The following is a 26852-nucleotide window of genomic DNA, read 5'->3' on the forward strand; positions in this document are numbered from 1 at the left end:
ACGGTCCACGCCTTGCTCACACCGAACCGAACGAGACTGATCTTCAGCTCGTAGCGCCGATCAACATCGATTCAGCAGATCGTGTTAGCGGCTCTAAGTGACTTCAGCCGCCGTGGCGGAGTCGAACTGAGCGTCGAATTTGCAGCTTTTCGATTTCGCCGGCCGTGGTCGCGTCCAATCCGGGGGAGGGGTTGCCTTCAAGAAGACGCGGAAGGGTTCACCGGCATAGGCTGGACTGGCCGCGAGATACAACGTCCAATTGGCACATATCTCGACGTCAACGCGATTCCCTCCAGTGTCCGGGCCGGGTCGCAGGCGCTCGAGCGAATACGCGGAGCCAGCGTTCCGATTGCTGAAAATATCAAAGTAGACGGCGAGATAGCAAACGCTGCCCGCGGCTGTGCATCCGATCAACAGCCAGATCAGCAGCGTGAGCGGATTGACTCGTTCCCTCCAGCGAAGTTTCCGGGAGGCGCCACGGGTGCGCTTCCCTGCACCGGCAGGAGGTGTCCCCTCCCCACTCGCCGACATCTCCGTCACGCTCCAAGGTGGAACCTGCGTTTCTCACCAGAAACAGCCGTAGCCGGTCGCCCGACGATCGGGAACCGATGTGACCTAGATCCGACCGAGCTCAGTGGACCCGGTCACCCGCAGCCGGTCGGGCCGCCCCCGTTCAGGAACCTACGACCCGCCAGTGCAGCTCGGCCGGGGTGATCCCGGCCGCCGCCTGAGCTTCGGTCCGGCGGCGGCGGAACCACGATGTGGGGATTGGCTGCTTTCGGCGGGCTCGGGGGCTGGCACAGTCGGTGGGGTGGACATCGATGATGCGCAGCGGCTCTGGAGTGCTCGTCCTGGGTGGCTGAACACCGCCAGCTATGGGCTTCCGCCGCAACCGGCCTGGGACGCTCTGCAGGCGGCCCTCGCCGACTGGCGGGGCGGCGCCACCAGCTGGGAAGGGTGGGACGACGCGACCGATGACGCCCGCGCCGGCTTCGCCCGGCTGGTCGGGGTGCCGAGTGCGGACGTCGCCGTCGGGTCGCAGGTGTCGCAGTTGCTCGCGCCGGTCGCGACCTCGCTGCCGGACGGCGCCCGCGTCGTGGTGCCGGAGATCGAGTTCACCTCGAACCTCTTCCCGTGGCTCGCCCAGGGTGAGCGGCTCAAGGTGACCACCGTGCCCACCGCGCGGCTTCTGGAGACCGTCGCCGCCGGTTGCGACGTCGTCGCGTTCTCGCTGGTGCAGTCGGCCACCGGCGAGGTCGCCGCCTATGCGGACCTCATCGCGGCCGCTCGTGCGGTCGGCGCGCTGGTCGTGGTCGACGCCTCGCAGGCCTGCGGCTGGCTGCCGTTCGACGCGGCACCGGCGGATGTGGTCGTGGTGGCCGGATACAAGTGGCTGATGGGCCCGCGCGGCACCGCCTTCGCCTATCTGAACCCGGCCGTCCGCGGCTCGATCCGGCCGATCGCCGCCGGCTGGTACGCGGGCGCCGACGTGCGCGCCTCCTACTACGGCCCGGAGATGCGCCTGGCCGGCAACGCCCGCCGCTTCGACGTGTCGCCGGCCTGGTTCAGCTGGATCGGCGCCGCGCCCGCGATCGCCCTCGTCGAGCGGATCGGCGTGGCGCGGATCCACGAGCACAACGTGGCCCTCGCCAACCGGTTCCTGACCGGCCTCGGCCGGCCACCCGGCGACAGCGCGATCGTGACGGTCGACGCGCCGGGCGCCGAGGCCAAGCTGGCCGCCGCGGGCATCCGCGCCGCCGTCCGCGCGGGCCGGGTCCGCGCGTCGTTCCACGTCTACACCACCGAGGCCGACGTCGACCTCGCCGTGGCGGCGCTCAGCTGAGAGCGAAGATCACCACGCGGGGGCGCCGGGCGGGGTCGGCCGCGATGGACTCCCCCGGCTTCAGCGTTCCGGTGGCGAGCACCTCGCCGGTGCGTGGATCGACGATGCGGTACGCCGCGGGCGTACCCGTGTCCTGCATCATCGGCAACCACCCGCCCAGCTCCTGATAGACGATGTGCAGGGCGCCCGGCGCGCGGAGCGCGCGCGGCGCGATCAGGGTCTCCCAGTCCGGTTTCATGTCCGTCGTGGGCAGGCCGTGCAGGATCCGGCCGAGCAGGCCGACGTAGGTCGAGCCCTGGTAATCCAGGGCGTCGCGCCAGCTGCCGCCGGGGCCGAGGAAGAACGGCGCGTGGCCGGGCTCGCCGTCGCGTTGCACCCACTGCCAGATGTTCGCGGCGCCGTAGACGACGCCCATCGTGCCGCCCGCGCACAGGTTGCTCCACGCCTCGTGGCCCTGCCACCAACCCGTGGCGACGTCCGGGTGACCGGTCCGCTCATAGGACGGCTCGCCGTTCGCGACCGCCTTGACCGGCTCGTCGCGCCACATGTCCGCGACCCGTTCCGGCACGTGCTCGCCGCCGTGGCCGGTCTGGCACCACTGGAAGTCCAGCCACTCCTGGTCCTGATGAGCGTGGGCGCGGGCGTGCGGACGATAGTGGATGCCGGTCGGCTGGGCGTAGCAGTCGGTTTCGTGCACGGCACGACCGCCCGCTTCGACCTGTGGCTCGGTGCCCGATCCGTCGGCGCCGACGAGGTACACGGCGGGCCGGGCGCCGTAGCGGGCGACCAGGTAGCGGCAGTAGCGGGCGTACTCGTCCGGTGGGACGACCGTGCCGGCCACGTCCAGGCCTTTCCAGCCGAAACCCTGGAACACCGGCTGGAGCACGGGAACGATGCCGTGCTCGACCAGGATGCCGAGCAGCCGGTCGAGGTACTGGAAGTAGGCCGGGTTCAGCTTCGTGAGCCGGCCCTCGGGCAGGTCCTCGAAGCCGACGTCGAAGCCCTCGTCGGCGGTGCGGTCGCGGGGGCCGGTCGCGCGCATGTCCGGTTGCACCGACATCAGCAGCACGGCGTTGAATCCCTTGGCCTGCCGGTCGCGGGCGTAGACCCGGACCTGTTCCTCGGTGGCCCGCCAGGGCAGTGCCCAGGCGGTGTCGGCGACCAGCAGGGCCGGGGTGCCGTCGGCGTGCACGAGGCTGCGGCCGCCCGGGGACATGCGCCAGAAACCGTGCCGGTGGAAGGGATCGGCGCTGTCGTCCGGCACCACCGTCATGGTTCCGGTCCGGCCGGTCGTGGTCTCCCAGCGCCACTCGCCGTCGAACTTGGGCGAGGCGAATCGCACCCGCCAGACGCCATCGCCGTCGAAGAAGGCCGGCCGCCGCAGCACGGTCCCGTCGTCGTGAGTGAACGTCGCCCACGCACCGTCCGCGCCGTAGAGCTCCGGGCTCGACAGCGTGATCTCGGCTTCCTGCCACGGTCTGATGTCCATTCAGCGTCCGTCCGGGTCTCGGCTCAGCCCTTGGACGCGCCGGCGGTCAGGCCGCCGACGATCCAGCGCTGCAGGAAGGTGTACGCGATCAGGATCGGCACCACCGCGATGAGGATGCCGGCGGCCAGTCCGGTGCTGTTGTTGGAGAACTGGCCCTGGAAGTTGAGCAGCCCCACCGGGATCGTCTTGTTGGCGTCCGAGTTGAGCAGAATCAGCGCGAACAGGAACTCGTTCCAGGTCGCCACCGCGTCGAGGATGAACACGGTCACCAGCGCGGGCAACGAGAGCGGCAGCACGATGGTCAGGAAGATCCGCCACGCACCGGCGCCGTCGATCCGGGCCGCCTCGATGATCTCGTCCGGGATCTGCCGGATGAACGACTGCAGCACCAGCACCTCGAACGGGATGCCGAACGCCAGATAGGGCCCGATCAGCCCGAGCAGGCTGTCGGTCAGGCCGGCGCTGCGGGCCATCACGAACACCGGCACGATGGTGATGTAGATCGGGATGGTCAGGCCGAGGAAGACCGTGTACATGATGGCCGGGCCGAACCGGATGCGGAGCTTGGCCAGGGCGTAGGCGAGCATCGCGGAGACGAAGACGCCGAGCGGCACCTTGAGGACCAGCAGGATCGCGCTGTTGCGATAGGTCGTGCCGAAGTTGCCGATGTTCCAGGCGTCCGCGAAGTTCTGCAAGGTGAACGTGGACGGCCACGACAACGGCCCGTTGCCGACGAAGTCCGTCAGCGGGCGCACGGCGGTGACCACGAGCAGCACCAACGGCGAGATCCAGATCAGCGCGGCCAGCGTCGTCAGCACGGTCGCGCCGATGCCGCCCCGGGGCCTGCGGTTGACGGCGGGCCCGGGCTCGGTCGCGACGGTGGCGTCCGGCAGGGCCGCGGTCGGGGCGATGCTCATACCGCGTGCTCCTTCGTCTGGGAGCGTACGTAGGGGATGCTGACCGCGATCGCCACGACGGTGATCACGACCGCGATGGCGGTGCCGTAGCCGGCCTGGCTGTACTGGAACACGTTGAAGTACATCCACGTGCCCATCACCTGGGTGGCCGTGCCGGGGCCGCCGTAGGTCATCGCGTAGATCAGGTCGAACACCTTGAACGAGTCGATGACCGACAGCGCGATCACCACGTAGTGCGCCGGGCGGAGGCTGGGCATCGTGATGTGCCAGAACTGCTGCCATCGGGACGCGCCGTCGACGGTCGCCGCCTCGTACAGGTCGGGGTTGATGCCCTGCAGCGCGGCCAGATAGAGCAGCATCGGGAAGCCGACCCGCAGCCAGATCGCCGCGACCATGGTCGCGCCCAGCGCGGTGGAGTCCTGGCCCAGCCACGGCTGGGCCAGGCCGTCGAGGTTGACGGCGCGCAGGAACGCGTTGATCGCGCCGTACTGCGGGTTGTAGAGCCAGCCCCAGATCGACGCGACCGAGACCAGCGGCAGGACGGCCGGGGTGTAGAAGATGAGGCGCAGCACCGGTTTGCCGCGGACCCTGCCGTTCAGCAGGACCGCCAGCACGAGGCCGAGGACGACCGGCACGACGACCGTGACCACGGCCCAGATCACGTTGTTGATCGCGGCCTGCACGACCACCGGGTCGCTCGGCATGTTCCGGTAGTTGTCCAGCCCGACGATGTCGTAGTCCGCGCTCAGGCCGTCCCAGTCGGTGAAGCTGAACCACAGCGAGGACAGCGCCGGATAGACCAGGAAGGCGACGTAGACGAGCAGCGCCGGGAGCGCGAACGCCCAGGCGACCAGGCCCCCGTGCCGAGTCTTGGGCCGGGCTCGCCGATGCGTCGTGGTGGCCACCGGTCAGTCCTTGTTCCAGGCCTTGATGACGTCCTGCATCTTCTTCGCCGCCTCGGCCGGGCTCGACTTGCCCTGCAACACATCGCTCTGCACGGCGAAGTACTGGTCCGCCTCCTTCTTCGGGAAGGCCTGATCCTGAATCGTGTAGAAAGGCTGAGCCCCAGGACCCTTCGACCATTCGTACGAGAGCGGCAGCGTCGCCTGGTCCGGCTCGGCGCCGGTCACGATCGACGCGGAGATCTTCAGTGCCTTGATCGTCTCGACCTGGATCAGGAAGTCGAGCAGGGCGGCCGCCATGTCGGGGTTGCCGCTCTTGGCGTTGACCATGTAACCCTCGACGAAGCCGGAGTGCCGGGCCGGCTGGTGATCGGTGGGCAGCTGGAAGACGCCGAAGTCGTCCGCCTTCTTGCCACCGGCCTGGATGCCCTGCGCCTCGGTCCACGGTCCGGTCAGCGTGTAGGCGGTCTTGCCCTGCACATACCAGAGCTCGACGTCGGCCGGGTCCAGACCGACCGCGCCGTCCGGCAGCCACTTCCGGTCCTGCCACTTCTTGAAGTTCGTGAAGGCCGTGACCACCTCGGGCCGGTCCCAGCTCTCGTCGCCGGTGAGCAGCTTGTCGTGCAGTTCCGGGCCGGCCGAGACCTCCAGCAGGTATTCGAACAGGCGCATGACGTCCCAGCCGTACTTGCCGCCGAGGCCGGCCGGAGTCACCCCGGCCGCCACCAGCCTGGTGTTCGCATCCTCGAGCTCGGCATAGGTCTTGGGCGGCGCGGCGATGCCCGCCTTGGCGAACGCGGCCTTGTTGTACCAGGCGCCGATGCCGAGGGCGATGAACGGCAGCCCGCCCTTCACGCCGTCGAAGGTCATGCCCGAGACGGCGGCCGCGTTCAGCTTGGAGTCCCACCCGAACTTCGTGTAATAGGCGCTCAGATCCATGGCCTGCTTCGCCTTCACGAACGGCGCGCCGATCTGGCCGCCCCAGATCCGCCAGACGTCCGGACCCTTGCCGCCGAGCAGTTCGGTGCGCAGCTTGTCGGGATAGACGGCGGCGCCGGAGCCGGGCAGCGAGTCGACCGTCGTGGTCGTGCCGTTGGCCGCGTCGAACTTCTTGATCTGCTCTTTCAACAGATCGATGGTCGAGTTGTCCTCATAGGTGAACACCCGCAGTTCCTTGGACCCGGTGCCCGAGCCGCCGGTGCTCGGTGCGCCGGACGTGCCGCCGCCGGTGCAGGCGGCGAGAGCGGCGGCGAGAGCGGCGCCGGAGCTCAGGCCGAGAAATCGGCGCCGATCGAAGGCGTTGTCGGTCATGACACTCTCCTGGGGGGATGGCGCGGCCCTGGGGCCGCGGGATCGCCCCGGTCAGCGGAGGTTCTGTTGCCGGCCGAAGCGACGGATCTTGGCGAACATGTCCTCGAGCAGGAACCGGACGTCGACGATCTCGACCACCCGGATCGGGTTGCCGGAGCCCGGCAGGTAGTGGCCCTCCCGGCCGAATCGGGGAGCCGGCACGGTGCGGAACTGGGCGCCGCGCGGGAAGAGCATGAGGGAGACGGCCGGCGAGTCGCCCAGCGAACGGGACTCGATCGGCTCGCGGTGGTGGGTCGCGTTCCACTCGATCAGCTGGCGAATCAGGTAGTCGGCGAGATCGGAGGTGCCGCCGATCCTCTCCTCCAGCTCGGCATAGCCGACCGAGACCTGGGAGTACACATTGGACGGCACCTGCCAGACCGTGATCCCGGAATCGAAGACCACGTTGGCGGCGGCGATGTCGTTGCCGAGGTTGAACTCCGGGCCCGGATAGGAATCGACGCCGCCGTAGCCGACGCCACCGATCCAGATCACCACGACTTCGCGGCGGACGATCTCCGGGTCGAGCAGGATGGCCGTGGCCATGTCGGTCAGCGGGCCGAGGAACGCGACGAAGAGCGGGTCGTCGGCGGACGCGAGGCGGCTCTCGTCGATGATCAGGCGCGCGCCGGGGCTGCCCCGCGGCGTCGCCTCGTCGGGGATCGCGGTGGCCGCGCCGTCGGCCACCGTGATCTGTCCGGTCAGATCCATCAGCCGCAGCAGCAAGTCGATCTCCTCGCGGGACTCGGCCATGCTGCGGTCACTGCGGTGGTCTCCGAAGTGGGCGGCGATCAGGCCGCGCACCTCCAGCGTGGGCGACAGCAGGGCGTGCACGATGGCGAACTGGTCGTCGGCCTCGTTCTTGGCATCGGTGTTCACGATGACGCGGCGCCGGGCTGCTGGAGACATGGAAGCTCCTTGCTGTCAATTTCATTCAGCACCGTATATTTTATCGGTGAGCACCGTCAAGCAATCACTTCGTCATACTTCGGAAACTCCGCACCGTATTTTTATTCGCTTCCCGGCGCGGATACCCGGCAAGATGGATCCCGACGAGCAGCGGAAGGGGCATCCGGACATGACGGCAGGACCGCGGGGCGGGGCTCGCCCGCTCCCGGACGGGCAGCTTCGGATGATCACCAAGGTCGCCCGGATGCACCACGAGCGCGGCATCCGCCAGGTCGACATCGCGGAGACCCTGCACCTGTCCCAGCCGCGGGTCTCGCGCCTGCTCAAGCGGGCCGCCGAGCTCGGCATCGTGCGCACCGTCGTGGTCGTCGAGGAGGGCATCAACACCGAGGTCGAGGAGGCCCTGGAGGAGCGCTACGGGCTGGCCGAGGCGGTCGTCGTGGACGTCGACGGAGACAGCTCGGACATCCTGGCCGGGCTCGGGTCGGCCGGCGCCACCTATCTCGAGTCGATCCTGACCGGCGGCGAGCGGATCGGCATCTCGCCGTGGAGTCAGACGCTGCTGTCGATCGTCGACCGGATGCGCCCGCTTCGGCTGGCCGGCGCCGACAATGTCGTGCAGCTGATCGGCGGGCTCGGCGTGACCTCCGCCCAGGCCCGGGCCAACCGCCTGCTGGACGACCTCGCGCACATCCTCGGCGCCACCGCCACCTTCGTGCCCGCGCCGGGGCTGGTCGGCAACAAGACCGTCCGGGACAGCCTGCTCGCCGAGCCGGCGATGGCCGCCGTCGCCGCCGAGTGGGCCTCGCTGACCATGGCGCTGATCGGCATCGGGACCCTGCCGCCGTCCGAGTTCCTGCGCCAGAGCGGCAACGCGGTGGGCGACCAGGACCAGGCGAAACTGCTCGCCGCGGCGGCGGTCGGCGATGTCTGCCATCGCTTCTTCGACGCGGCCGGCGAGCCCGTGCCCAACGACCTCGACGACCGGGTGCTCGGCATCGATGCGGCCACGCTGCGGGCCGTGCCGCGCCGGATCGGCTTCGCCGGTGGCGCCGCCAAGCACGAGGCGATCCGGGCGGCGGTCGTCGGTGGCTGGGTGAACGTGCTGATCACCGACATCGGCACCGCGCACGCGCTGCTCGACTGAGCCTCGCCAGACCCGGGCGTTGACAAGCCCGACATCACGCGTTCACAGTGGTGGCATGAAGATTCGCCTATGAATGGATATTCATGAGTCTCCACCGAACACTCGTCATCGCCGTCGTCGCCGTCGTCGCCCTGACCACCGCCTCCACGCCGGCCGCGGCCTCCTCCGCCGGGCGCGCCGACAAACCGCGAACGGTCGTCACCACCGACATGGAGCAGGACGACCTCGCCTCGCTGGTGCGCTATCTGCTCTACACCAACGACGTCGACACCCAGGGCATCGTCTACACCAGCGGCCGGTTCCACTGGGCCGGCGACGGCAGGGGCACCGAGTTCTTCCTGCCGGGCCGGGAATACGACACACCGCAGACGTCCTGGCGGTGGACCGGCACGCGGACGATTCAGGATCAGGTGCTCCCGGCGTACGCGAAAGTGTTCGGGAATTTGCGAAGGCATGACCGGGACTATCCGAGCCCGGCGGAACTGCGCTCGCTGATCCGGGTCGGGAACATCGCGTTCGAGGGTGAGATGTCGGCGGACACACCTGGCTCCGACCTGATCCGCGGGCTGTTGCTCGATCGCGACCCCCGGCCGCTCTATCTGCAGGCCTGGGGCGGCACCAGCACGATCGCCCGCGCGCTGAAGTCCATCGAGGAGCGTTACTCGGAATCCCGGCAGTGGCCTCGGATCCGGGCCGCCGTCTCGGCGAAGGCGGTCATCCTGGCGAGCGGGTTCCAGGACGAGACCTACGCGGACTACATCGCGCCGAACTGGCCCGGGATCCGGGTCGAAGAGCTGTCCGCGGGCTATGCCACCTGGGGTTACAACTGCAACTGGGGCGGCGCGGGCAACGTGCGCGGGCTGCCCGCCGACCGCGTCTACTTCACCGGGCCGTGGATCCGGCCGAACATCCAGACCGGACCGTACGGTTCGCTCTACCGCTCGTGGCTCGACGGGCAGGCCATGCCGGGCGATCAGCTGGACATCTTCGGCGATCCGGAGCTCGCGCCCGGCGGTTGGTGCAAGCCGCTCGCGCCCTACGACTTCCTGTCCGAAGGGGACAACGTCGCCTTCAATCCGTTGCTCGACACCGGAATCCAGGCGCCGGACAAGCCGTGGCTCGGCGGCTGGGGCGGCCGCGCCGAACAGGTGACCGCCTCCCCCGACCTGTGGCGGCTGGTCCCGGCCGAGAACGGCATCGAGGACTACACGACGCTGCGCTGGGCGGCGGCCGCGCAGAACGACTTCGCGGCGCGCATCCAGTGGACCCTCGGACGGGCCGGCAATCACGCCCCGACCGTGCGGATCCTCGCCGATTCGGTGCGGGCGCGGCCGGGCTCGACCGTGACGCTGCGGTCGCACGTCTCGGATCCCGACCGGGACCGCGTGACGACGAGCTGGTGGCAGTACCGCGAGGAGGGCACCTACCCCGGCGCGGTGACGGTCAGCGCGCGTGGAACCGTCCGAGTCCCGGCGGACGCCCTGCCGGGGCAGACCATCTCGGTCATCCTGCAGGGCACCGACGACGGCGGGTTCCCGCTCACCCGCTACGACCGGGTGACCATCCGGGTTCAGGGGGTGTAGGCGCGGACGGTGGCTCCCCTGGTGAGGTAGAGGGCGCCGCCGGCCGCGACGACATGGTCGGTGAGACCGGTGTGGGTGGTGCCGTAGGCGACCGGCTTGCCGTCGGCCGGCGACAGGATGACCAGGGTCTTGGCGCCGGTCACGGTGTAGAGCAGCCCGCCGGCCCGGATCGGCCGGCCCGGGGCGTTGACCGCGCGGGTCCAGAGCAGCTTGCCGGTCGCGGCGTCGTAGGCGTTGATCCGGCCGGCCGACGCCACGTAGACCCGGCGCCCGTCCGTGGCCAGCTCGCCGGACTCGTTCCTGACCCGCCACAGCGTCTTCGCGGTCTTCGCGTCGACCGCCCGCAGCTCCTTCGAGTCCCACAGGTAGAGCTGATCGCCGGCCGGGTTCGCGGCGCGCGCCACCACCTTGCCGCCGGTCCCCCAGGTGGAGACGCCGGTGGCGATCGAAGCCACCCAGGTCTCCGGCGACGTCGTGCGGGACAACACGATCCGGCCGCCCGCCGAGACCGGACCACCGAGCACGGTGTTGGGCGCGTCCCACAGCTGCTTGCCGTCGGACACCCGGTAGGCCACCACGCCGTAGCGCGCGTCGTCGCAGGTGCCGCAATAGCCGGAGGTCGCGATCACGCCGGCGTCGGCGACGATCGTGTCGACCATCCAGGACCCCTGACTCGACCACTTCTCCACGCCGGTCTTGACGTCGAGCGCGGTGACCGTGCCGTCGTAGTTGCTGTTCGAGTAGCAGTTCGTGTCGGTGGCGATCACCAGGCCGCCGACCACCACGAGCCGTGCCGTAAGCGCGCTGAAGCTCTGGTTGATCCAGAGGCGCTTGCCGGTCTTGACGTCGTAGGCCGCCACCCCGGCGTCGTGCAGGAAGACGCGGCCGTCCACGACGACGGGCGCGGCCGGGGCCGGGCCGCAGCCGGGATCAGCCTCGCCGATGGTGACGCTCCAGCGCTGCTTGAGCTTCTTGATGGTGCTCGCGTTGACGACCGACTCGGCTGGGTTGTAGCCGGTGTTCCCGGGCCCGTAGCCGTCATGCGTCCACGTGGTGGGCACCACCGCCGACGCAGAGGCGCCGGCCAGCACCGCGGAAACCGTCAAGACCGCAACCAGCAGCCGCCGAACCTGTCGCATGCCCAACCCCCGTCGTTTCCCTGTTCAACGGACGGTCACGGGGGTTCGACACGGACGATGACTGCCGGACAGAACCCGCGGCGTTCCCCGGAGCTCGGCGCTCTCCACCAGCCGTTCATCAGGTTCACCGTGTCCGTCGTTCGGGTCGGCGTTCTCGTTATCGTCAGGAGCGAGTCCACCAGCACCCACTCCCCGCCGCCGGCGAGTATTCGCGTCGAGGCTTCGGTGCGGGCGTAGAGCACCGGCGGCTCCACGGATGTGAGTTCCCGCCAGGCCACCTCCGCCGCGGACACCCGGATCACGTCGGGCCCTGGCCATGGCCGCCGCCAACCCGCACCCAGACGAGTGTTGAGCTGCGCTTGCGTCGGCGATGTCGCGAACTCGAAATCAGCATGCTCGATCGCGTGACGCAGATAGCGCTCGGCCTGCGCCAGGGCATATGTTCCGTCGAGCCGTACGCCGACCTCCACGCCACTGGTCAGGCCGTGCTCACCGTCCAGATTCGCGGAGAACAGGGCACCATGCCGGCCGTCGGCGATGATGCCCTTGGCGTGATTCAATGAGTCACCGACGATGCGTACGCCGAGCGCATCGAGCGCGCGCGCCTCCTCGCGATGGTCGGCGATGTTGTTGCGTGCCCGGCAGAGCAGGGTCACCCGCACGCCCCGTGCGACAGCGGCCGCGATCCGGTCGTGCACGAGGTCCGGTTCTTCGATGAGGTCGCGCAACGCGAAGGTGGCGAGCAGCAACTCCCGCTCGGACCGGTCGATGATGTCGTGCATGGCCCGCAGGATGAATCGCTCGTCATCGTGCGTCCAGATCACCCCCGGCCGGCGGACCATGTCCGGCAGCGCCGGCTGACACGGTGACGGCGTCGGTTCCCGCCGGGCAAGGGCGTACGCCTCCCCGGGTGACGCCTCCCAGCCGCAGTCGGAGTACCACATGCGAGTGAAGAAGCGGGCCAGGCGGGAAGCCTCGACCGGATCCTCCAGGACGACGCCGCTCTCGCCGGTGACCTTGCGTTCGGGCCGATCGATGAGCGCACTCGTCTCCAGGTTCGCACTCGAGACGAGGGCGACCTCGTCGTCGATCACGAGAAACTTCGCGTGGCAGCTGTCGTAGCCACGGACGAAGATCCCGCGCCTGGTCATCTCCTCGAATCGGTGACGCTGGGCGGCGTCGGCCGCGGTCGCATCGTCCTCCAGCCCGGCCAATCCTCGATGCAGGCTCTGTTCGTTCCAGGCGGTGATGACATAGACACCGCCCCGGAGTCGTTCCACCGCCTCGAAAAGCGCGTCCAGCAGAGCCTTGTCGCCGATGCGAAAGCTGGCCAGGAAGACTTTTCTGCGAGCCCGGCGGATCAGCTCCACGGCGACCTGCTGGATGCTGGGCTCCGAGTCGCGGTAGCTGAACAGGTGGCGGTACTCCCCCGGATCCGGCGCGGCCACGAACGGCGCCCGGCCGCCGTCCCGGAGCAGGAAATAGCCACCGGGGACGGCCATGGCACCGAGGTCCAAGCGGTTGTCAGGCGTGGTCGAAGTCATCGTGCTCCCGCAGGGCGTAGGCGAGGCGATAGTGACCCAGTTGCCAGGCTCGGTCGAGGACCCTGTCGCTCGCCAGAGCCGCGACCGCCGAGTGCGGAAGACGGGCGGCCGCCACCGCGAGCCGATCGTGCACCACACGCGCGATCGAACCGGCGCTCACCGCAGCATTGATCGCCTCGTCCACGGCGACTGCGGCGGTCGCCGACGGGTCGGCCGCGACGAAGGCGAGTGCCACCTCGACGACGACGTCCGGCGTCTCGATCGCGAGGCCGGCCGGTTTGGCGAGATTCCTTCCGGCGCTCGCCATCACCGCGGCCTGGCGGCCGGTGACGGCGATCCGCCATGCCGCGGGCGACGCCCGGCGCGGTTGTGGCGGTGCCTCCGACGTCGCCTGACCGCCCACCAACGCCTGCCACATCTCCAGCGGACGCTCGGCCAGGACCTGATCGACTCCCAACCATCCCTTGACCAGACCTTTCAAGCCCGGAAGCAGAACCGCCGGCACCCCATCGCCGATGGACAGCCGCACCTCGGTGCCGGTGTCGCCGACGACTTCGGCGGTGCAGCGGAAGACCGGGCACAGCCCGTCCGCAAAGACGCTTGCTTCGGTCTCCACCCCGACGATGCCGGCCATCCCCACCAGGAGGTCGTTGAGGCTGCGCCCGCGCCAGGTCCCGTTCACCGGCCACCGGCCGGCCGGTCGCACCCGAGCGCGGTCCCAGCCGAGCAGGGGATCGCCCCCGGCGGTTTCCCGGTCCAGAAGGATGATCTCGCCGGTTGCCGGAAACAACACGACCTGAACGGTCGCGAGTCGCTCCTGTTCGATCTGCTCGGCCAGCACCATGCTCCGGCACAGCGCATGGTCGGCCGGCGCGCCGGTCGGAGAGAGTGCGCCGGCCGCGACCAGGCGGCGGCCGAGCACCGGAAGCAGGTGGGACGGCAGGTCGGTGATCTCCTCGAACTCCGCTGGGGTGGAGGCGCCGAACGCCAACCCGATTTCGAGGATGAACCGTTCCATCGAGGTGAGGTCGGTGGTCCCCGCCAACCGCACCGGGACGTTGCGCCACCAGCGCATGGGCACGAGAGACTCCTGCACGACCACCCACGTGTCCTCGTTCACGTCAGGTGGGGCATCGAGCAGGTGCAGCTTTCCGGTCACAGGTCCTTCACCAATCCGTAGCCATCGGCGCCGCTGTCCAGGAGCTGGAAGAGGTTCGCGTAGAACCGTTCGGCCGGATCCAGGCCCCTGAGCCGGCGCAGCGTGTCGCCATGGCCGACGAGGACCAACGCCCGGCGGGCGCGGGTGCAGGCGACGTTCAGGCGGCGGATGTCCTGGAGCCAGAGTCCGGCGTTGCGGCGCGGACCGCTCCGGCCCGGGTACGCACGGCAGAAGCTGACGATCACCAGATCGGCTTCCTGGCCCTGAATCTTGTCGATCGAGTCGATCACCCGGAATTTGAGTGCGCGGAAGGCGCCGCACGACGGCCAGCCGAGTGCCTCCCTGATGAGCGTGGCCTGCCGGCGATAGAAGGTGAGCACGCTGACCGTGATCGGCGCCGCGCCCACCCTTCTCAGTTCGCTCTCCCACCTCTCGCAGGTGGCGACCACCCAGTCGACCTCCAGGCTGTTGAAGCAGCCGTTCCGATACTGCTGGTGCCGGGCCCTCTCGCCATAACTCGAGGTGTCCAGCAGGGTGACCGGATGCCGGAGCGCGGTGGAGGTGAGCGGCGTGACGCCCAGCTCGGCCAGCTCGTCGGCCCGGGGAGTGCGATAGTCGCCGCGGTAGACGGGATCCCTGACCAGGCCGGCGATCGGCTCGATCATGCGACGTTGTTCGACCAGGGACTGCCGCAGCCCTTCGGGGCAGGTGGTCAGCGCACGTTCGAACAGACTCCGCACCAGGTGATCCAGCGTGGTTCTCAGCATCGCCGAGTCGAACCGTCGCCACATCTCCGTCACGAGGTCCCGGTAGTGGTCGGGCCAACTGCCGTCAGCGACGCAGCGTTCGGCCTGGCGCAGGACCTCCGCGACCCGGAACGCGTGCATCTCTTCGTCCTCGCGCCAGAGCGCGGCGAGCTCGTCCACCGCGGCTCTCACGTCCGCTGCACCGGTGCCGCCGGCCTTGTGCAGCGCGGCCAGTGCATGGAGATGCTGTTCGTCGGCGGGCTCGACATACGGTGGCAGCTGATGCTCGTCGCCCACCAATATCCAGCGGCGGGCCCGGACCGCACCGATCAGGAACTCGCTGTCGATCACCCGGCTGGCTTCGTCCACGATCAACGTGTCGAAATCCAAGCCTTCGATGGCTTCGGCCGTGACGCCGGCGGTCGTGCAACAGATCACGTTGGCGGCTTGGCGGAGCTCACGGGTCAGCCGATCGGGCTCCAGGGGACGCACCAGTTCGAACCATCGCTGTTCCAGGGTGATTCGCTTTGTCAGCACCGCGAGCTGCGAATCGACCTCGTGCAGACGCGGCAGTGGCGGCGTCCGGGCCGGCCGGCCGGATGCCGCTGCCGCCTGCTGCAGGGCCTGCTCGGCGGCATCGAGGGACTGCCGGTCGAGCTGCCACCTGCCGTAGCGTTGCCGGCCGTCGCCGTCGCGGGCGGCGCCCAGTGCCCGAAGGTTCTCCTGAGCGGTTTGGTGCTCCAGGCTCCAGCTGTGGTGCAGGCGGGCGAGCCGCGCGCCTTCCGCGGTCGCCGCTCGGCCGTCGCTCCGGAGCCGGCTCAGCTCGTCGGCCCGGCCGACGAGCCCGGCAGCCCAGGAGCGAAATCGCCGGCCGGCGGAGGCAGCCACTATCCGGTCACGCAGTTCGCCCGCCGTCCGATCCGCCACGACCATCGCTTCGGAGAGACTGTCGACGGCCTGCTGGGCGGCCTCCATCCGCTGGGTGCACGCGTGCCAGGACCGCTGAAACCAGCTCTGCCAGGCCCGGAACGACTCCGCTGACGCGGCCTCCTGCCTGGCCGCTCGGGCCCGGGCCGCCTCGGCACGGATGTGCTCGACCAGGATCGGACGCTCGGCGTGGAGCCGGTTTACCCGGCTTCGCCACACCTCAGACCTCGAGTTCTTCGGTGTCCGCGTGCGGCGCAGGTACTCGGCGCTGATCCGATCCAGCAGAAATCGCTGAAGGTCCTCGCTCACCTTCGCGTCGTCGTAGGCGAGGCGAATCGGGAAGACCTCGGGTCGGTCGCCGATCCGGCGGAGCACCTCGTCGACGGCCACGTGCATGGGAGCGAGCAGGAGCACTCGTTCGCCCCGGGTGACCAGGTGCAGGATGAGCTCCACGATGACCGTGGTCTTGCCGGTGCCGGGCGGGCCCTGGATCAGGAAGGCGTGCGGTGTGGCCAACGCACCCGCCACGGCATCGCGCTGCTCGTCGTTGAGATCGACGCCGCTGAGATTCCGGAGCGGCGTGGGCGACGGGTGCGCCGGCCGGAGCGTGGCGGGCTCGGTGAGAAGCGCGGCCAGATGATCCCAGTTCCCTTCGATCCTTCCGTCCAGGAAGGCGTTGACCGCGATCCTGTTCTTTGCCATCGCGAATCGGTCCTGCTGGACGAGCTTGACGCGTTCGCCGACCAGGAGGGTGCGGCGAGGCTGCGGAAGCTCACAGGCCCTGCCGTCGATCGCGAGCAGTGGCAGGCGGTGACTGTCTCCGTCAACGTGCACGGTGACCAGGCGATCTTCGGACAACTTCGCGGCGGAGGACAGCTCCAGCTCCGCCCTGCTCTCGTCCGCGGCGACGACGACCGCGGTCTCCTCGACCCGGCCGGTCAGTGCGCTGCGCGCCTCCAGCAATCGGAACACGGTCAGCAGGGGGCGGTATCGCTGACGCACCTCACCCTGCGTTCGCCCGTGCGCGGACACCGCCGGCTCTCCGGCGCGCAGCGCGCGGTGCGCCCGGCCCGTTTCCGTGCGGCGGCGACGGACCAGTTCCAACGCCACGCCGAACAACTGAGTCAGAACATCCAGGTCGCAGGCTTCTTCGTCCCACAGCTCGGTGAAAGCGACGTCCCCGGGACGAACCGGATCCAGCCGGCCGAGGCCGCCGCCATCCTTGATCGAGCTGACCTTGCCAACCGCGACTCCGCTGTCTTTGCCGCTCGACTGATTGACGTAAACGACGTGATACGTGCCGCGCAGGACGTAGTACGGACCCTGGTTACCCGACCTGCGTTCGATCATGACGCCGGCGCGCAGATCGGCCGCCACCTGAGTCAGCTCGAACCCGTAGTCGCGGCGCGGATCGACGCTCAGGCACACCCGGGCCGACTCGAATTCGGCCGGCTCGAACAGGTCAGGTCGATGGTCTCGCAGATAACGCTCAGCCCACTCGCTCGGCAGGCTCAGCCGACCCGTCATGCATCAGCCAGAAAGGTGAGTTGCTCGATTCTCTCGTCCACGTCCTCGGTGCCGTATTCGAGCTGCCAAAGTGCTCGTACGCTGCGCAACGCCAGACTTCCCAGATCCCGGCTCAGCTTGGGGTCGATCGTTCTCGAACCGTGGGCGAGCACCGATTCGTTGCGGACCCGGATGATGCCCTTCAGGTGCCGCAGTCCTCTCTCGGAGGACATGTTCAACCGCTCCATCAGCGGATCACCGAGGGCGTGCAGCAGCAAGGCGGCGTCCATCAACGCGATCGGAGCGGGAAGTCCTTTGGCCGGCACACCGTGGACTTTGACGCTGGCCGCAAGATAGCGTTTCTCGAGGTCCTCCGGGTCCTCGACCAGCAAATGGTAGTCGGGGTCACCGGTCCGGAAGCCGGATGCGATTCCGGCCAATCGCCGGGCGAAACAGCTTTCGATGGTCCGGTAACACAGCAGAGCACCGAAATCGTTACGGCCGAGCCGCAGATAATGCTGCCCCAGGAGGTAGAAGTTCAGCATCAGTGACGCATCCTGATGTCCGGCCGGCGCTCCGGCGAGCACGTCGAGGAAATCGAGTTGCCGGCGCAGCCGCCGGATCGCAGCGGGACGAACGCGGTGCCCGGGATCGGTCAATCGGGTCCGCATGATCTGCACCCGCTCGCTGATCTCCGTGAGGTTCAGATCGCACCATGCCTCGTAGACGCTGGACAGATCGCGGAAGAACCGGGCTCTCGAAGGTTCGTAGGCAGACTCGGCGACCTCCGCGAAGCGTGCCTGCGCCGCCGTGAACGCCCCGTGCCGGAAGGCGACCATGGCGGTGTCCAGTTCACGATCGCCGAACATCTTGGTCGGGTTCGGAATGATCACCAGGCGTTCGGTGCCGGGCAGGGACTGACGAAGCTCGGGGTCGAAGGTGCTGTCGATGTAACACATCGACAAGTCGAGCTGCGCTGCGGCCAGCGCGGCGCTGGCACTCATGACCTTTTTGCCGCCGGTGATGTCGATGATGATGTTCGGGCGATCGTTTCCGTCGTTTCCGGCCGGCCGCGCCGCCTCCTGGATCAGCTGGTAAATCTTCATGGGATCAGTCGGCTCGACAGAGTGTGCCTGAATCTGGGAAAAGGGCAGCGTCACCGCGTCGTGGATGGTGTCGAGACTGGATCGGGTCGCGTCCGAGCCGATGATCATTAGTCTCTTCGGGCGGAGCAGCTCGAAGGCCAAGATCGTCGTCTCCGGCGAAAACCCGGAAAGGCTCACCAGCAGGTCAACCGGCTCCCGTTCGACATCCGCTGAATTGATCTTCGCCTGTGCGATGACGGCCGGCAGCAGCTCGGTCAGCCGGAATCGGCGCGCCTGCTCAGCGGGAGGTCCTTCGCCGCAAGCGACTTCTCCTCGAAAGATGCGGCGCAGCTTGCCGTTCATCTGCTCCAGAGTGTCCATCGAAATCTGACTCTAGCCATCCATTGTGCTCAGCGCAGCAACGATTTTTCTACACGACCGGCGAAGAGTGACGGGCCATCGGGTCCGTGATCGAGTCCGCGCTCGCGGCGCGCGAACATCCTGAGCGCTGCGGCCGGCAGATCGTGGTCGAGCATGCGATCGACGCCACGGAAGGGGTGGGGGTAACACCACCGGTAGCGCCTGCTGTACCCGACTTTGGCCAGGCTGCTTCATTTTCCGGACGGCGGAAGGTTTACAGACTTTCAGGTGTGTTTAATCAACAGGAACCAGCGGTCCGCCTCCAGGGCCTGACCCGCCACTATCCGGCCGACGGGGAGCCGGTGCGCGCCCTCGCCGGCGTCGACGCGGTCTTCACTCGCGGCAGCTTCACCGCCGTGATGGGACCGTCCGGCTCCGGCAAGAGCACGCTGCTGCAGACCGCCGCGGGGCTGGACCGGCCCACCGCCGGCAGCGTCCGGATCGGCGGCACCGAGCTGTCCCGGCTCTCCGAGACGAAACTGACCCGGTTGCGCCGGGACCGGATCGGCTTCGTCTTCCAGGCCTTCAACCTGATCGGCGCGCTGACCGTCGAGGAGAACATCGTGCTGCCGCTGCGGCTGGCCGGCGCCCGCCCGGATCGGGCCTGGCTCGACCAGGTGATCGGGCGGGTCGGGCTCGGCGACCGGCTGCGGCACCGGCCCTCCGCTCTGTCCGGTGGACAGCAGCAGCGGGTGGCGATCGCGCGGGCGCTGGCGGCTCGGCCCGAGGTCATCTTCTGCGACGAGCCGACCGGCGCGCTCGACACCGCCACCGCCGCCGAGGTGCTGGCCCTGCTGCGCGGGGTCGTCGACGAGCACGGGCAGACCGTCATCATGGTGACTCACGATCCGGTGGCCGCCTCCTATGCGGATCGGGTGATCGTGCTCGCCGACGGCCGGATCGTGCGGGACATGCCGCAGCCGGGCGCGCGGGTCATCGGCGAGAGCCTGGCCGCGCTGGGTCGCAACCGGGAGCCGGTCCGATGATGGCGCTCGCCGCGCGCATGCTGCGCCACCGCCCAGGTTCGTCCTTTGCCACGTTGCTGGCGCTCACATTGGGCGCGCTGATCCTGACGGCGATGGGCGTGCTCGTCGAGTCGGGACTGCGCCATCACCCCGAGCCCGTGCGCTACGCGGCCGCCGATCTGGTGGTGGCTCGGCCGGACACCACCTTTACGACCAAGGAGTTCGGCGGCGACGTTCATCGGAGCACGGTCGTCCTGCCCGAGGGCGGCACGGTGCCGGCCGCGCTCGCCGGGCGGATCCGGGAACTGCCCGGGGTCGCCGCGGTCGCTCTCGACGAGAACATCGTGGTCGACGGCACGAGAAGTGGGCGCGGCTGGAGCAGCGCGGCGCTCACCCCCTATCGGTTGGTGGCCGGGCATGCGCCGCAGAAGGATGACGAGGTCGTGCTCGATGCGGCCGGCGCGCGGCTGAACGAGCGGGTGGACCTGCTGGTCGGCGGGGTGCTCCGGCCGTACACGATCAGTGGCCTGGTGGCGGGGAGCGGGACCGCCGCGGTCTTCTTCAGCGACGCGCACGCCGCGGCTCTCGCGCCGCATCGCGGAGAGGTCGCAGCGATCGGCGTGCTGGCCGCCCCCGGCGCCGACGTCGGCGACCTGCGTGCCCGCATCGCCTCCCTGGCCGGCGATGCGAAGGTGCTCACCGGCGCGGACCGCGGCCTGGCGGAGCGCTCGGCGGATCGGGCCGCGGCGAGCCTGCTGGTGCAGATCGGCGGCTCGTTCGGCGGATACGTGGTGCTGCTCATCGTCTTCGTGGTCGCGGCGACCGTCGGGCTCTCCGTGCGCCATCGCCGCCGCGACCTTGCCCTGGTGCGCGCGGTCGCCGCGACGCCCGGTCAGGTGCGCCGGATGATCATGGCGGAGGCCGCGCTGATCAGCTCGATCGCCGGCCTGCTCGGCGTGCCTCTCGGCCTGATCACGGCCCGGTGGCTGACCGGCGAGCTCACCGGTCGCGGCTTCCTCCCGGAGAGCTTCCCGATGGTGCCCGGCCTGATCGCCGCGCCCGCCGCGTTCGTCGTCGTGCTGGTCTCGGCCGTGCTGGCCGCGGTGCTGGCCGCGCGCCGGGTGGCCCGCATCAGGCCCGCGGAGGCGCTGGGCGAGATCGCGGTCGAGCCCACCGGCGGCGGCCGAGGCCGGCGGATCGGCGGTCTGATCACGCTCGCCGCGGCGGTGTCGGCGACGCTGGCCGCGATCGGCCTGAGCGGGCAGACCGCGATGGGCGCCGCGATCGGCATGCTCTATCTCTTCGTGCTGGCGGTCGCTCTGCTGGCACCCTGGATCAACCGTGCGGCGGCCCGGTTGCTCGAGGTGCCGCTGCGCGCGGTGTTCGGCACGAGCGGCTATCTGGCGACGGCCAACCTGCGCGCGAACGCCCGCGGCACGGCCACGGTGCTGACGTCGCTGGTGCTCGCGGTCGGGTTCGGCGGTTCGGTGTGGTTCCTGCAGAACAATCTGGAGCGTCAGGCGGTCACGCAGAGCCGTGCCGGCCTGCTCGCGCAGCGAGCCCTGGTTGCCCCGGCGGGCCTCTCCGGCTCGGCGGTGGCTGATCTCCGCGCGATTCCCGGGGTACGGGTGACAGCCGTCCGCCACACGTCGGTCGTCGTCCCCCTGCTGGGCGACGGCGAAGTCATCGCCGCACGGGCCGTCGATCCGTCGACCGCCTCGTCCACCCTGGACCTGAAGGTGACTTCAGGCAGCCTGACCGATCTGGGCGACGGCACGGTCGCGGTGTCGCGCACCCACGCGTCGATGTTCGGCTGGAAGCTCGGCGAGAACGTGGAGATGCGGCTCGGCGACGGCACCGAGACCCGGGCCCGGGTGATCGCGATCTATCAGCGCGGTCTCGGCTTCGGCGACGTCGTCCTGCCGCACGACACGGTCGTCGGGCACACCGCGGCGAACCTGGACGACGAGGCGTTGATCAGTGCGCCGCCCACCGCCGATCCCGCCCTGCGCGCGGTCGCCGCCGCGCATCCGGGCAGCACCCTCGTCGACACCGCCACGCTGACCGGCGGCCTGGCGCGGGACCTCGCCCTCAGCGCCTGGCTCAATCGCCTGCTGATCGCCGTGATGGTCGGCCTGACCGTGATCGCGGCCGCCAACGCCATGGTGATCGCCGCGCTGGCCCGCCGGCGCGAGTTCGCCGTGCTGCGCCTGACCGGCGTGACGCGGCGCCAGGTCAAGCGGATGGTCGACGCGGAGCAGCTCGGCCTGCTCGGAACTGCGGTGGTGCTCGGCGGCGCGATCGCCGCGCTGACGCTGAGCAGCGTGGTCCGGGCGCTGACCGGCAGCCCGGTACCCTATGTGCCGGCGCTGGGCTGGGTGGTGGTGCTCGGCGGGACCGCGGCGCTGGCCCTGGCCACGACCGTGCTGCCGATCGCCCGGCTGCTGCGGACGCCGCCGGTCGAGCACGCCGGCATCAGGGAGTGACCACCGGCCACTCCACCACGGTTTCCGTCCACATTCCAACTGCCTCTCATGGCTTCCGTCCGAGGGAGCTCACAGGATGGGTCCATGAACGGAGGTGGGTGTGTGATGACGGATCAGGACGAGGTGCGGGAGCGGGCCCACTCCGGGTGGGGGTTCCTGCTGGTGCTGGTCGTGCTGACCGGCACGGCCGGTTACCTGTACGTGAGCACGGACCCGACGCAGGGCCTGGGCTATCGGTCCGGTGATCGTCCGCACGAGATGCGCCGCGCGATCTGCTACAACGACGGTGGCCGCTGCCCGCCGAGCGGTCTGCGGTGGACGATCCCGGCCGCCGGCGCGGTCGAGACGAGGCTCACGCTCGACGATCCCGGGCGCACCGAGCTGTACGGCCGGATGAACCTCGCGTCGGCCGGCTGCGACGCCGCGGTCGACTGGTCCATCACGGTCGGCGGCGTTCTGATCGGCGGCGACACGATCCGCGCCGGCGGCCGCGACCAGCCGGTCGCCGGCACGCCGCCGGCGGGCTCGCAGGTGCTGACGGTCACGGCGCGGCGCACCGACGACGGGTCCTGCCCGGCCGTCTTCCAGTGGTTCTCCGCGGGCCTGACCTGACCGCTCGCGGGCCATGCCGAACTGCACGACGAGGCTTTCACGGTGGACGCGTTCGAGCAGCTCTACGCCATCGGACGGCCGGCCGCCGAGCCCTCGCCGCGACGGCCGGCGGCGGCCAGATAGGCGTCCAGGGCGGCCGCGCCGGCGAGCATGGCGCGGCCGCGCGCGGAGAGGCGAGCGTGCCAGTCGTGCAGCATCGACTCCAGCGGCGCGACGCCGCCGGCCGAACGCACCTGGACGATCAGCGGGGCGATCTGCGCCAGCCGGTAGCCGCCACGCCTGAGCTGGTGGACGAGCTGAGCGTCGCGCACGTCGGCCGCGCCGTAGACCCGGTAGCCCGTCCTCGGGTCGCGGCGCGGCTGGACGACGCCGGCCCGTTCCCACTTGCGCAGGGTGGCCGGGCGGACGCCGAGCCGCCGGGACAGCGGGCCGACGAACTGGTCGCCGCGCTCCGGGCGCGCCGGATTGAGGGTTGGCAGGGCGGCCTCGACGGCCTGGAGTGTGCGGCGGTCGTCGAGGAGCTGGGCATGACTCTCGTCGATGAGGCGCAGCGCCTCGGCGGTGTCGTCCCGGTTGACGGCCCGCATTATCGCGGTAGCGGACTGGTGGCCGTGGCCAGGCGCGAGGGCGAGGAACGCGTGCAGGGCCTGCGCGTGCCGCGGCGTGTAGGTGCGGTAGCCGTGTGGGGTGCGCTCGGCCGCGGGCAGGATGCCGGCCGACTCGTAGTTTCGGATCGCCTGGGTCGAGAGGCCGTGCCCGCGCGCCAGGTCGACCGGCCTCAGGTGCCCGTCCGTTCGAAGGTTTCGCCCCACCGCTCCGCCCACACTCGTGGAAAGTTTCAACAGTTGGTTCAACGATACCGTTAAGGGTATGTACATCGCTCTGAAGGAACTTCGGCCGACCCGGCCACGACTGCTCGCGCTGGGTGAGCCCACCCATGGCGAGGACACGCTGCTCGAGGTTCGCAACGATCTCTTCCGGCAGCTGGTGGAACGGGACGGCTATCGGACGATCGCGATCGAGAGCGACTGCGTCATGGGCCTGATCGTGGACGACTACGTCACGTCGGGCACCGGCGACCTCGACGACGTGCTGGCGCGCGGCTTCAGCCACGAGTGGGGCGCCTTCGGCGGCAATCGCGAGCTGGTGCGCTGGATGCGGGCGCACAACGAGGGCCGGCCGGCGCCGGAGCGGGTGCGCTTCGCCGGCTTCGACGGCCCGCTGGAGATCAGCGGCGCGGCGAGCCCGCGACAGGTCCTCACGACGCTGCACGCCTACCTGGCCGCCCACGTCGACGCCGGGCTGCTGCCGTGCGGCCCGGAGACGCTCGACGGCCTGCTCGGCGACGACGACCGGTGGACCGACCCGGCCGCGATGCGGGATCCGGCGCGGTCCGCCGGGCAGACACCCGAGGCGGATCGGCTGCGGCTGCTGACCGACCAGTTGGTGGCCCTGCTCGAATCGCAGACGCCGGGCCTGATCGCGGCATCTTCACGTGCGGACTGGGACCGGGCGCGGATGTTCGCGCGCACCGCGGTCGGCCTGCTGCGCTACCACTTCTGGATGGCCGACACATCACCGGCCCGGATGGCGTGGCTGCTCGGCATGCGGGATGCGATGATGGCCGCCAACCTGCTGGCCGTCGCCGAGCGCGGTCCGGCGCTGGCATCGGGCCACAATGGACACTTTCAGCGCCACCGGGGCAGCATGCGGATGGGCGGCGCGCCGGTGGACTGGTGGGGGGCCGGCTCGATCGTGAGCGCGCACCTGGGCGAGCGATATGCCTTCGTGGCCACCGCCATCGGCACGATCGCGCACCGCGGCGTGCGGACCCCACCCCCGGACACCGTCGAGGGCATGCTGTACGCCCGCCCGGGCGACCGCTTCATCGTCGACCCCGGCATGCTGACAGCCGCGGCAGAACGCGAATCCCCCTGGTACGGCTATTCCCCGCTGTCCCACCCGTCCGAGGCCGACGGCATCGTGTTCGTCAAGGACCTCTAGGCCGGGCGCGTGCGCCAGAGCAGCAGCACGAAATAGGGCGCACCGATCAGGGCGGTGACCAGACCCGCGGCGAGCTGGGTCGGGGCCAGGACGGTGCGGCCGAGGGTGTCCGCCACCGAGACCAGCAGGGCGCCCAGCGCGACCGCGACCGGCACCGCCCGGGCGTGGTTGGCGCCGACCAGCGCGCGAGCCGCGTGCGGCGCCACCAGGCCGACGAAGGCCAGCGCGCCCACCGCGGTGGCCGCGCTCGCGGTGAGCACGGCGGCCAGCGATAGAAACCCGAGCCGGGCCCGGCTCAGCGGCACGCCCAGCACCCGCGGCACGTCCTCGTCCAGCGCCACCAGGTCCAGCGTCCGGGTGCCGAGCAGGGTCAGCGGCAGCGCGATCAGCAGGACCAGCGCCACCGGGAACACCTGGGACAGGGTGCGGCCATAGGTGGAACCGGCCAGCCAGGTCAGCGCGAGGTTGGTGTTCCACGGCGAGGCGACCAGCACGATCAGGGAGGTAAGCGCGGCCGCGCCGGCACTGACGCCGATGCCGACCAGGACGATCCGGTCGGAAGCCGGGCCGCGGCCGGCCGCGAGCCGGTAGACCATCGCGAACGTGCCGAGCGCCGCGACCGTCGCGACGGCCATCACCGGCCACGCGCCGATGCCGGGCAGCAGCAGGACCATCGCGACCGCGCCGACCGAGGCGCCGGGCGTGATGCCGAGCAGACCGGGCTCGGCCAGCGGATTGCGGCAGACGGCCTGCACGACGATGCCGGCCAGGGCGAGCGCGGCGCCGCCCAGCAGTGCCGCCAGCACCCGCGGCCAGCGCTGGTCGAGGACGAACGTGACCGCCCGGCCGGAGTTGCCCTGCCACCAGTTGGCGACGTCGCCGAGCAGCAACATCCGGTCGCCGAGCAGCAGCGCGGCGATGAACGCGGCGATCAGGCCGACGCCGAGCAGCACGCCGATCACGGTGATCGCGGCGCGGCTGCGGATCCGGCCGCGCGCGCCGCGGGCGGGCGCCGCCGCCGGGCCACCGGACCGCAGCCGGCGGGCCAGCCAGACCAGCAGCACCGCGCCGGCGAACGTGGTTACCACGCCGGTGGGAATCGAGATGGCCCGCTCGGCGGGCAGCACCGCGCGCAGCAGCACGTCGGCGCCGACCACGATCAGCGCGCCGGTCAGCGCGGCGAACGGGAGCAGCAGCAGGTGTTTCCCGAGGCCGGTCACCCGGGTGGCGAGCAGCCGGGCGATCACCGGCGCGCTCAGCCCGACGAAGCCGATCGGCCCGGCGACGGTCACCGCCGTCGCGGACAACAGCACGGCGAGGACGACCGCGACGACCCGGGTACGCCGGACGTCGACGCCCAGCACCCGCGCCGAGTCGTCGCCCAGTTCGAGCACGTCGAGCCGGTGTGCGAGCAGCAGCACGGCCAGCACCGCGACCAGGATCAGCGGCGCGGCCAGGGTGACCTGCCGGGTGCCGGACTGCACGGTGGTGCCACTGCCCCAGCCGAACAGTCCCGGCGTGTTCACCTGGAAGAGCATCAGCAGCACATAGGTCAGCGACTGCAGGGCCAGCGCGACCGCCGAACCGGCCAGCACCAGCCGGGTCGGCCCGGACGCGCCCCCACGGGCCACCGCCAGCACCAGGCCGGCGGCGGCGAGCCCGCCGACGAAGGCGACCACCCCGTTGACGAAGAACGGCAGGGTCACCCCGAACGCCGCCACGGCCACGACGGCCACCCAGGCGCCGGCGTTGACGGCGAGGGTGTCCGGCGCGGCCAGCGGGTTGCGGGACACCGACTGCAGCACCGCGCCCGCGACGCCGACGCCGATGCCGACAAGCACCGCCGCGGCCAGCCGGGGGAACCGGCTCTCGATCAGGATCGCGACCGACTGGGCCCGGGCGTCGTCCGGCCGCGCCCACGGCAGGATCCCGTCGAGCAGTTCGCCGAGGCTGAGGCTGGCGGTGCCCTGGGTCAGGTGCACGGTGGCCAGGACCACCAGCAGCACGACCGCGCCGGCGAAGGCGCCGACGATCCCGACCGTGCGGCGCGGGGCCGGCGTCTGCGCCCGCGGTTGCGGCGGTGCGACCGTGCTGCTGATGGTGCGGCTGGTCATGATCG

20 protein-coding genes are annotated in these 26852 nt (G+C 70.2%); 7 read left to right on the forward strand and 13 right to left on the reverse strand.

What is annotated here, in order from left to right; all coding sequences use genetic code 11:
- The first annotated feature begins 811 nt into the window (after positions 1 to 811).
- The gene (locus ACZ6TI_RS38970) at positions 812 to 1843 is read left to right on the forward strand and encodes an aminotransferase class V-fold PLP-dependent enzyme (protein ID WP_465350280.1); all 1032 of its coding nucleotides are present in this window, start codon (positions 812 to 814) and stop codon (positions 1841 to 1843) included.
- Here the strand turns inward: ACZ6TI_RS38970 and ACZ6TI_RS38975 are convergent.
- The 5 genes from ACZ6TI_RS38975 to ACZ6TI_RS38995 are packed head-to-tail and all read right to left on the reverse strand — an operon-like array spanning position 1836 to position 7410.
- A complete protein-coding gene (locus tag ACZ6TI_RS38975; RefSeq protein ID WP_465350281.1) occupies positions 1836 to 3332 on the reverse strand; it encodes a glycoside hydrolase family 140 protein in 1497 nt (498 codons plus the stop codon). The two genes, ACZ6TI_RS38970 and ACZ6TI_RS38975, sit on opposite strands and share 8 nt — an antisense overlap.
- Positions 3333 to 3355: 23 nt before the next feature.
- Positions 3356 to 4249: a carbohydrate ABC transporter permease gene (locus ACZ6TI_RS38980; RefSeq protein WP_465350282.1), complete on the reverse strand. Its 894-nt coding sequence runs from the start codon at positions 4247 to 4249 to the stop codon at positions 3356 to 3358.
- Positions 4246 to 5154, reverse strand: coding sequence for a carbohydrate ABC transporter permease (locus ACZ6TI_RS38985; RefSeq protein WP_465350283.1), 909 nt, complete (start codon positions 5152 to 5154; stop codon positions 4246 to 4248). Before ACZ6TI_RS38985 ends, ACZ6TI_RS38980 begins: the two co-directional genes overlap by 4 nt.
- A gap of 3 nt (positions 5155 to 5157) precedes the next feature.
- Complete coding sequence (locus ACZ6TI_RS38990) at positions 5158 to 6462, reverse strand: ABC transporter substrate-binding protein (protein WP_465350284.1); 1305 nt, start codon at positions 6460 to 6462, stop codon at positions 5158 to 5160.
- A gap of 51 nt (positions 6463 to 6513) precedes the next feature.
- Positions 6514 to 7410 carry a nucleoside hydrolase gene (locus ACZ6TI_RS38995; RefSeq protein WP_465350285.1) on the reverse strand — a complete coding sequence of 299 codons (897 nt, stop codon included), beginning with the start codon at positions 7408 to 7410 and terminating at the stop codon, positions 6514 to 6516.
- Positions 7411 to 7633: 223 nt separating this feature from the next.
- Here ACZ6TI_RS38995 and ACZ6TI_RS39000 point away from each other — a divergent pair, with 223 nt between their 5' ends.
- Positions 7634 to 8557: a sugar-binding transcriptional regulator gene (locus tag ACZ6TI_RS39000; protein ID WP_465350286.1), complete on the forward strand. Its 924-nt coding sequence runs from the start codon at positions 7634 to 7636 to the stop codon at positions 8555 to 8557.
- A gap of 83 nt (positions 8558 to 8640) precedes the next feature.
- Complete coding sequence (locus ACZ6TI_RS39005) at positions 8641 to 10140, forward strand: DUF1593 domain-containing protein (protein ID WP_465350287.1); 1500 nt, start codon at positions 8641 to 8643, stop codon at positions 10138 to 10140.
- Here the strand turns inward: ACZ6TI_RS39005 and ACZ6TI_RS39010 are convergent.
- The 6 genes from ACZ6TI_RS39010 to ACZ6TI_RS39035 are packed head-to-tail and all read right to left on the reverse strand — an operon-like array spanning position 10128 to position 18782.
- Positions 10128 to 11279, reverse strand: a complete 1152-nt coding sequence (locus ACZ6TI_RS39010; protein WP_465350288.1) for an outer membrane protein assembly factor BamB family protein — start codon at positions 11277 to 11279, stop codon at positions 10128 to 10130. The genes ACZ6TI_RS39005 and ACZ6TI_RS39010 overlap by 13 nt on opposite strands.
- Before the next feature lie 35 nt (positions 11280 to 11314).
- Positions 11315 to 12781, reverse strand: coding sequence for a phospholipase D-like domain-containing protein (locus ACZ6TI_RS39015; protein ID WP_465350289.1), 1467 nt, complete (start codon positions 12779 to 12781; stop codon positions 11315 to 11317).
- Between the two features lie 22 nt (positions 12782 to 12803).
- On the reverse strand, positions 12804 to 13982 hold the full coding sequence (locus ACZ6TI_RS39020) for a hypothetical protein (protein ID WP_465350290.1): 1179 nt from the start codon (positions 13980 to 13982) through the stop codon (positions 12804 to 12806).
- Complete coding sequence (locus ACZ6TI_RS39025) at positions 13979 to 17182, reverse strand: DEAD/DEAH box helicase (RefSeq protein WP_465350291.1); 3204 nt, start codon at positions 17180 to 17182, stop codon at positions 13979 to 13981. The genes ACZ6TI_RS39020 and ACZ6TI_RS39025 overlap by 4 nt, the downstream gene beginning before the upstream one ends.
- Positions 17179 to 18627: a hypothetical protein gene (locus ACZ6TI_RS39030; RefSeq protein ID WP_465350292.1), complete on the reverse strand. Its 1449-nt coding sequence runs from the start codon at positions 18625 to 18627 to the stop codon at positions 17179 to 17181. Before ACZ6TI_RS39030 ends, ACZ6TI_RS39025 begins: the two co-directional genes overlap by 4 nt.
- 29 nt (positions 18628 to 18656) lie before the next feature.
- Positions 18657 to 18782 (reverse strand): hypothetical protein, encoded by a 126-nt coding sequence (locus tag ACZ6TI_RS39035; protein ID WP_465350293.1) that lies wholly within the window; start codon positions 18780 to 18782, stop codon positions 18657 to 18659.
- A gap of 114 nt (positions 18783 to 18896) precedes the next feature.
- On the opposite strand from ACZ6TI_RS39035, the gene ACZ6TI_RS39040 reads away from it, so the two are divergent.
- From ACZ6TI_RS39040 to ACZ6TI_RS39050, 3 genes are all read left to right on the forward strand, one after another.
- Complete coding sequence (locus tag ACZ6TI_RS39040) at positions 18897 to 19652, forward strand: ABC transporter ATP-binding protein (RefSeq protein ID WP_465350294.1); 756 nt, start codon at positions 18897 to 18899, stop codon at positions 19650 to 19652.
- Positions 19649 to 22117 carry an FtsX-like permease family protein gene (locus tag ACZ6TI_RS39045; RefSeq protein WP_465350295.1) on the forward strand — a complete coding sequence of 823 codons (2469 nt, stop codon included), beginning with the start codon at positions 19649 to 19651 and terminating at the stop codon, positions 22115 to 22117. Before ACZ6TI_RS39040 ends, ACZ6TI_RS39045 begins: the two co-directional genes overlap by 4 nt.
- A 105-nt stretch (positions 22118 to 22222) precedes the next feature.
- Entirely contained in the window at positions 22223 to 22729 is a 507-nt protein-coding gene (locus ACZ6TI_RS39050; RefSeq protein WP_465350296.1) for a hypothetical protein, read from the forward strand.
- A 62-nt stretch (positions 22730 to 22791) separates the two neighbouring features.
- Here the strand turns inward: ACZ6TI_RS39050 and ACZ6TI_RS39055 are convergent, their stop codons facing one another.
- A complete protein-coding gene (locus ACZ6TI_RS39055; protein WP_465350297.1) occupies positions 22792 to 23541 on the reverse strand; it encodes a MerR family transcriptional regulator in 750 nt (249 codons plus the stop codon).
- A gap of 58 nt (positions 23542 to 23599) precedes the next feature.
- Between ACZ6TI_RS39055 and ACZ6TI_RS39060 the strand changes: the two genes are divergently transcribed.
- Entirely contained in the window at positions 23600 to 24733 is a 1134-nt protein-coding gene (locus ACZ6TI_RS39060) for an erythromycin esterase family protein (RefSeq protein WP_465350298.1), read from the forward strand.
- Here the strand turns inward: ACZ6TI_RS39060 and ACZ6TI_RS39065 are convergent.
- Positions 24730 to 26847: an iron ABC transporter permease gene (locus tag ACZ6TI_RS39065; protein WP_465350299.1), complete on the reverse strand. Its 2118-nt coding sequence runs from the start codon at positions 26845 to 26847 to the stop codon at positions 24730 to 24732. The two genes, ACZ6TI_RS39060 and ACZ6TI_RS39065, sit on opposite strands and share 4 nt — an antisense overlap.
- Positions 26848 to 26852: the final 5 nt, after the last annotated feature.

The organism is Actinoplanes sp. NPDC051388 (assembly GCF_055586225.1).

Coding starts and splice junctions, on each gene's coding strand:
- ACZ6TI_RS38975 (WP_465350281.1), bottom strand. CDS start 3,332: ATGGACATCAGACCGTGGCAGGAAGCCGAGATCACGCTGTCGAGCCCG.
- ACZ6TI_RS38980 (WP_465350282.1), bottom strand. CDS start 4,249: ATGAGCATCGCCCCGACCGCGGCCCTGCCGGACGCCACCGTCGCGACC.
- ACZ6TI_RS38990 (WP_465350284.1), bottom strand. CDS start 6,462: ATGACCGACAACGCCTTCGATCGGCGCCGATTTCTCGGCCTGAGCTCC.
- ACZ6TI_RS38995 (WP_465350285.1), bottom strand. CDS start 7,410: ATGTCTCCAGCAGCCCGGCGCCGCGTCATCGTGAACACCGATGCCAAG.
- ACZ6TI_RS39000 (WP_465350286.1), top strand. CDS start 7,634: ATGATCACCAAGGTCGCCCGGATGCACCACGAGCGCGGCATCCGCCAG.
- ACZ6TI_RS39005 (WP_465350287.1), top strand. CDS start 8,641: ATGAGTCTCCACCGAACACTCGTCATCGCCGTCGTCGCCGTCGTCGCC.
- ACZ6TI_RS39010 (WP_465350288.1), bottom strand. CDS start 11,279: ATGCGACAGGTTCGGCGGCTGCTGGTTGCGGTCTTGACGGTTTCCGCG.
- ACZ6TI_RS39015 (WP_465350289.1), bottom strand. CDS start 12,781: ATGGCCGTCCCCGGTGGCTATTTCCTGCTCCGGGACGGCGGCCGGGCG.
- ACZ6TI_RS39025 (WP_465350291.1), bottom strand. CDS start 17,182: ATGACGGGTCGGCTGAGCCTGCCGAGCGAGTGGGCTGAGCGTTATCTG.
- ACZ6TI_RS39030 (WP_465350292.1), bottom strand. CDS start 18,627: ATGGACACTCTGGAGCAGATGAACGGCAAGCTGCGCCGCATCTTTCGA.
- ACZ6TI_RS39035 (WP_465350293.1), bottom strand. CDS start 18,782: ATGCTCGACCACGATCTGCCGGCCGCAGCGCTCAGGATGTTCGCGCGC.
- ACZ6TI_RS39045 (WP_465350295.1), top strand. CDS start 19,649: ATGATGGCGCTCGCCGCGCGCATGCTGCGCCACCGCCCAGGTTCGTCC.
- ACZ6TI_RS39050 (WP_465350296.1), top strand. CDS start 22,223: ATGACGGATCAGGACGAGGTGCGGGAGCGGGCCCACTCCGGGTGGGGG.
- ACZ6TI_RS39060 (WP_465350298.1), top strand. CDS start 23,600: ATGTACATCGCTCTGAAGGAACTTCGGCCGACCCGGCCACGACTGCTC.
- ACZ6TI_RS39065 (WP_465350299.1), bottom strand. CDS start 26,847: ATGACCAGCCGCACCATCAGCAGCACGGTCGCACCGCCGCAACCGCGG.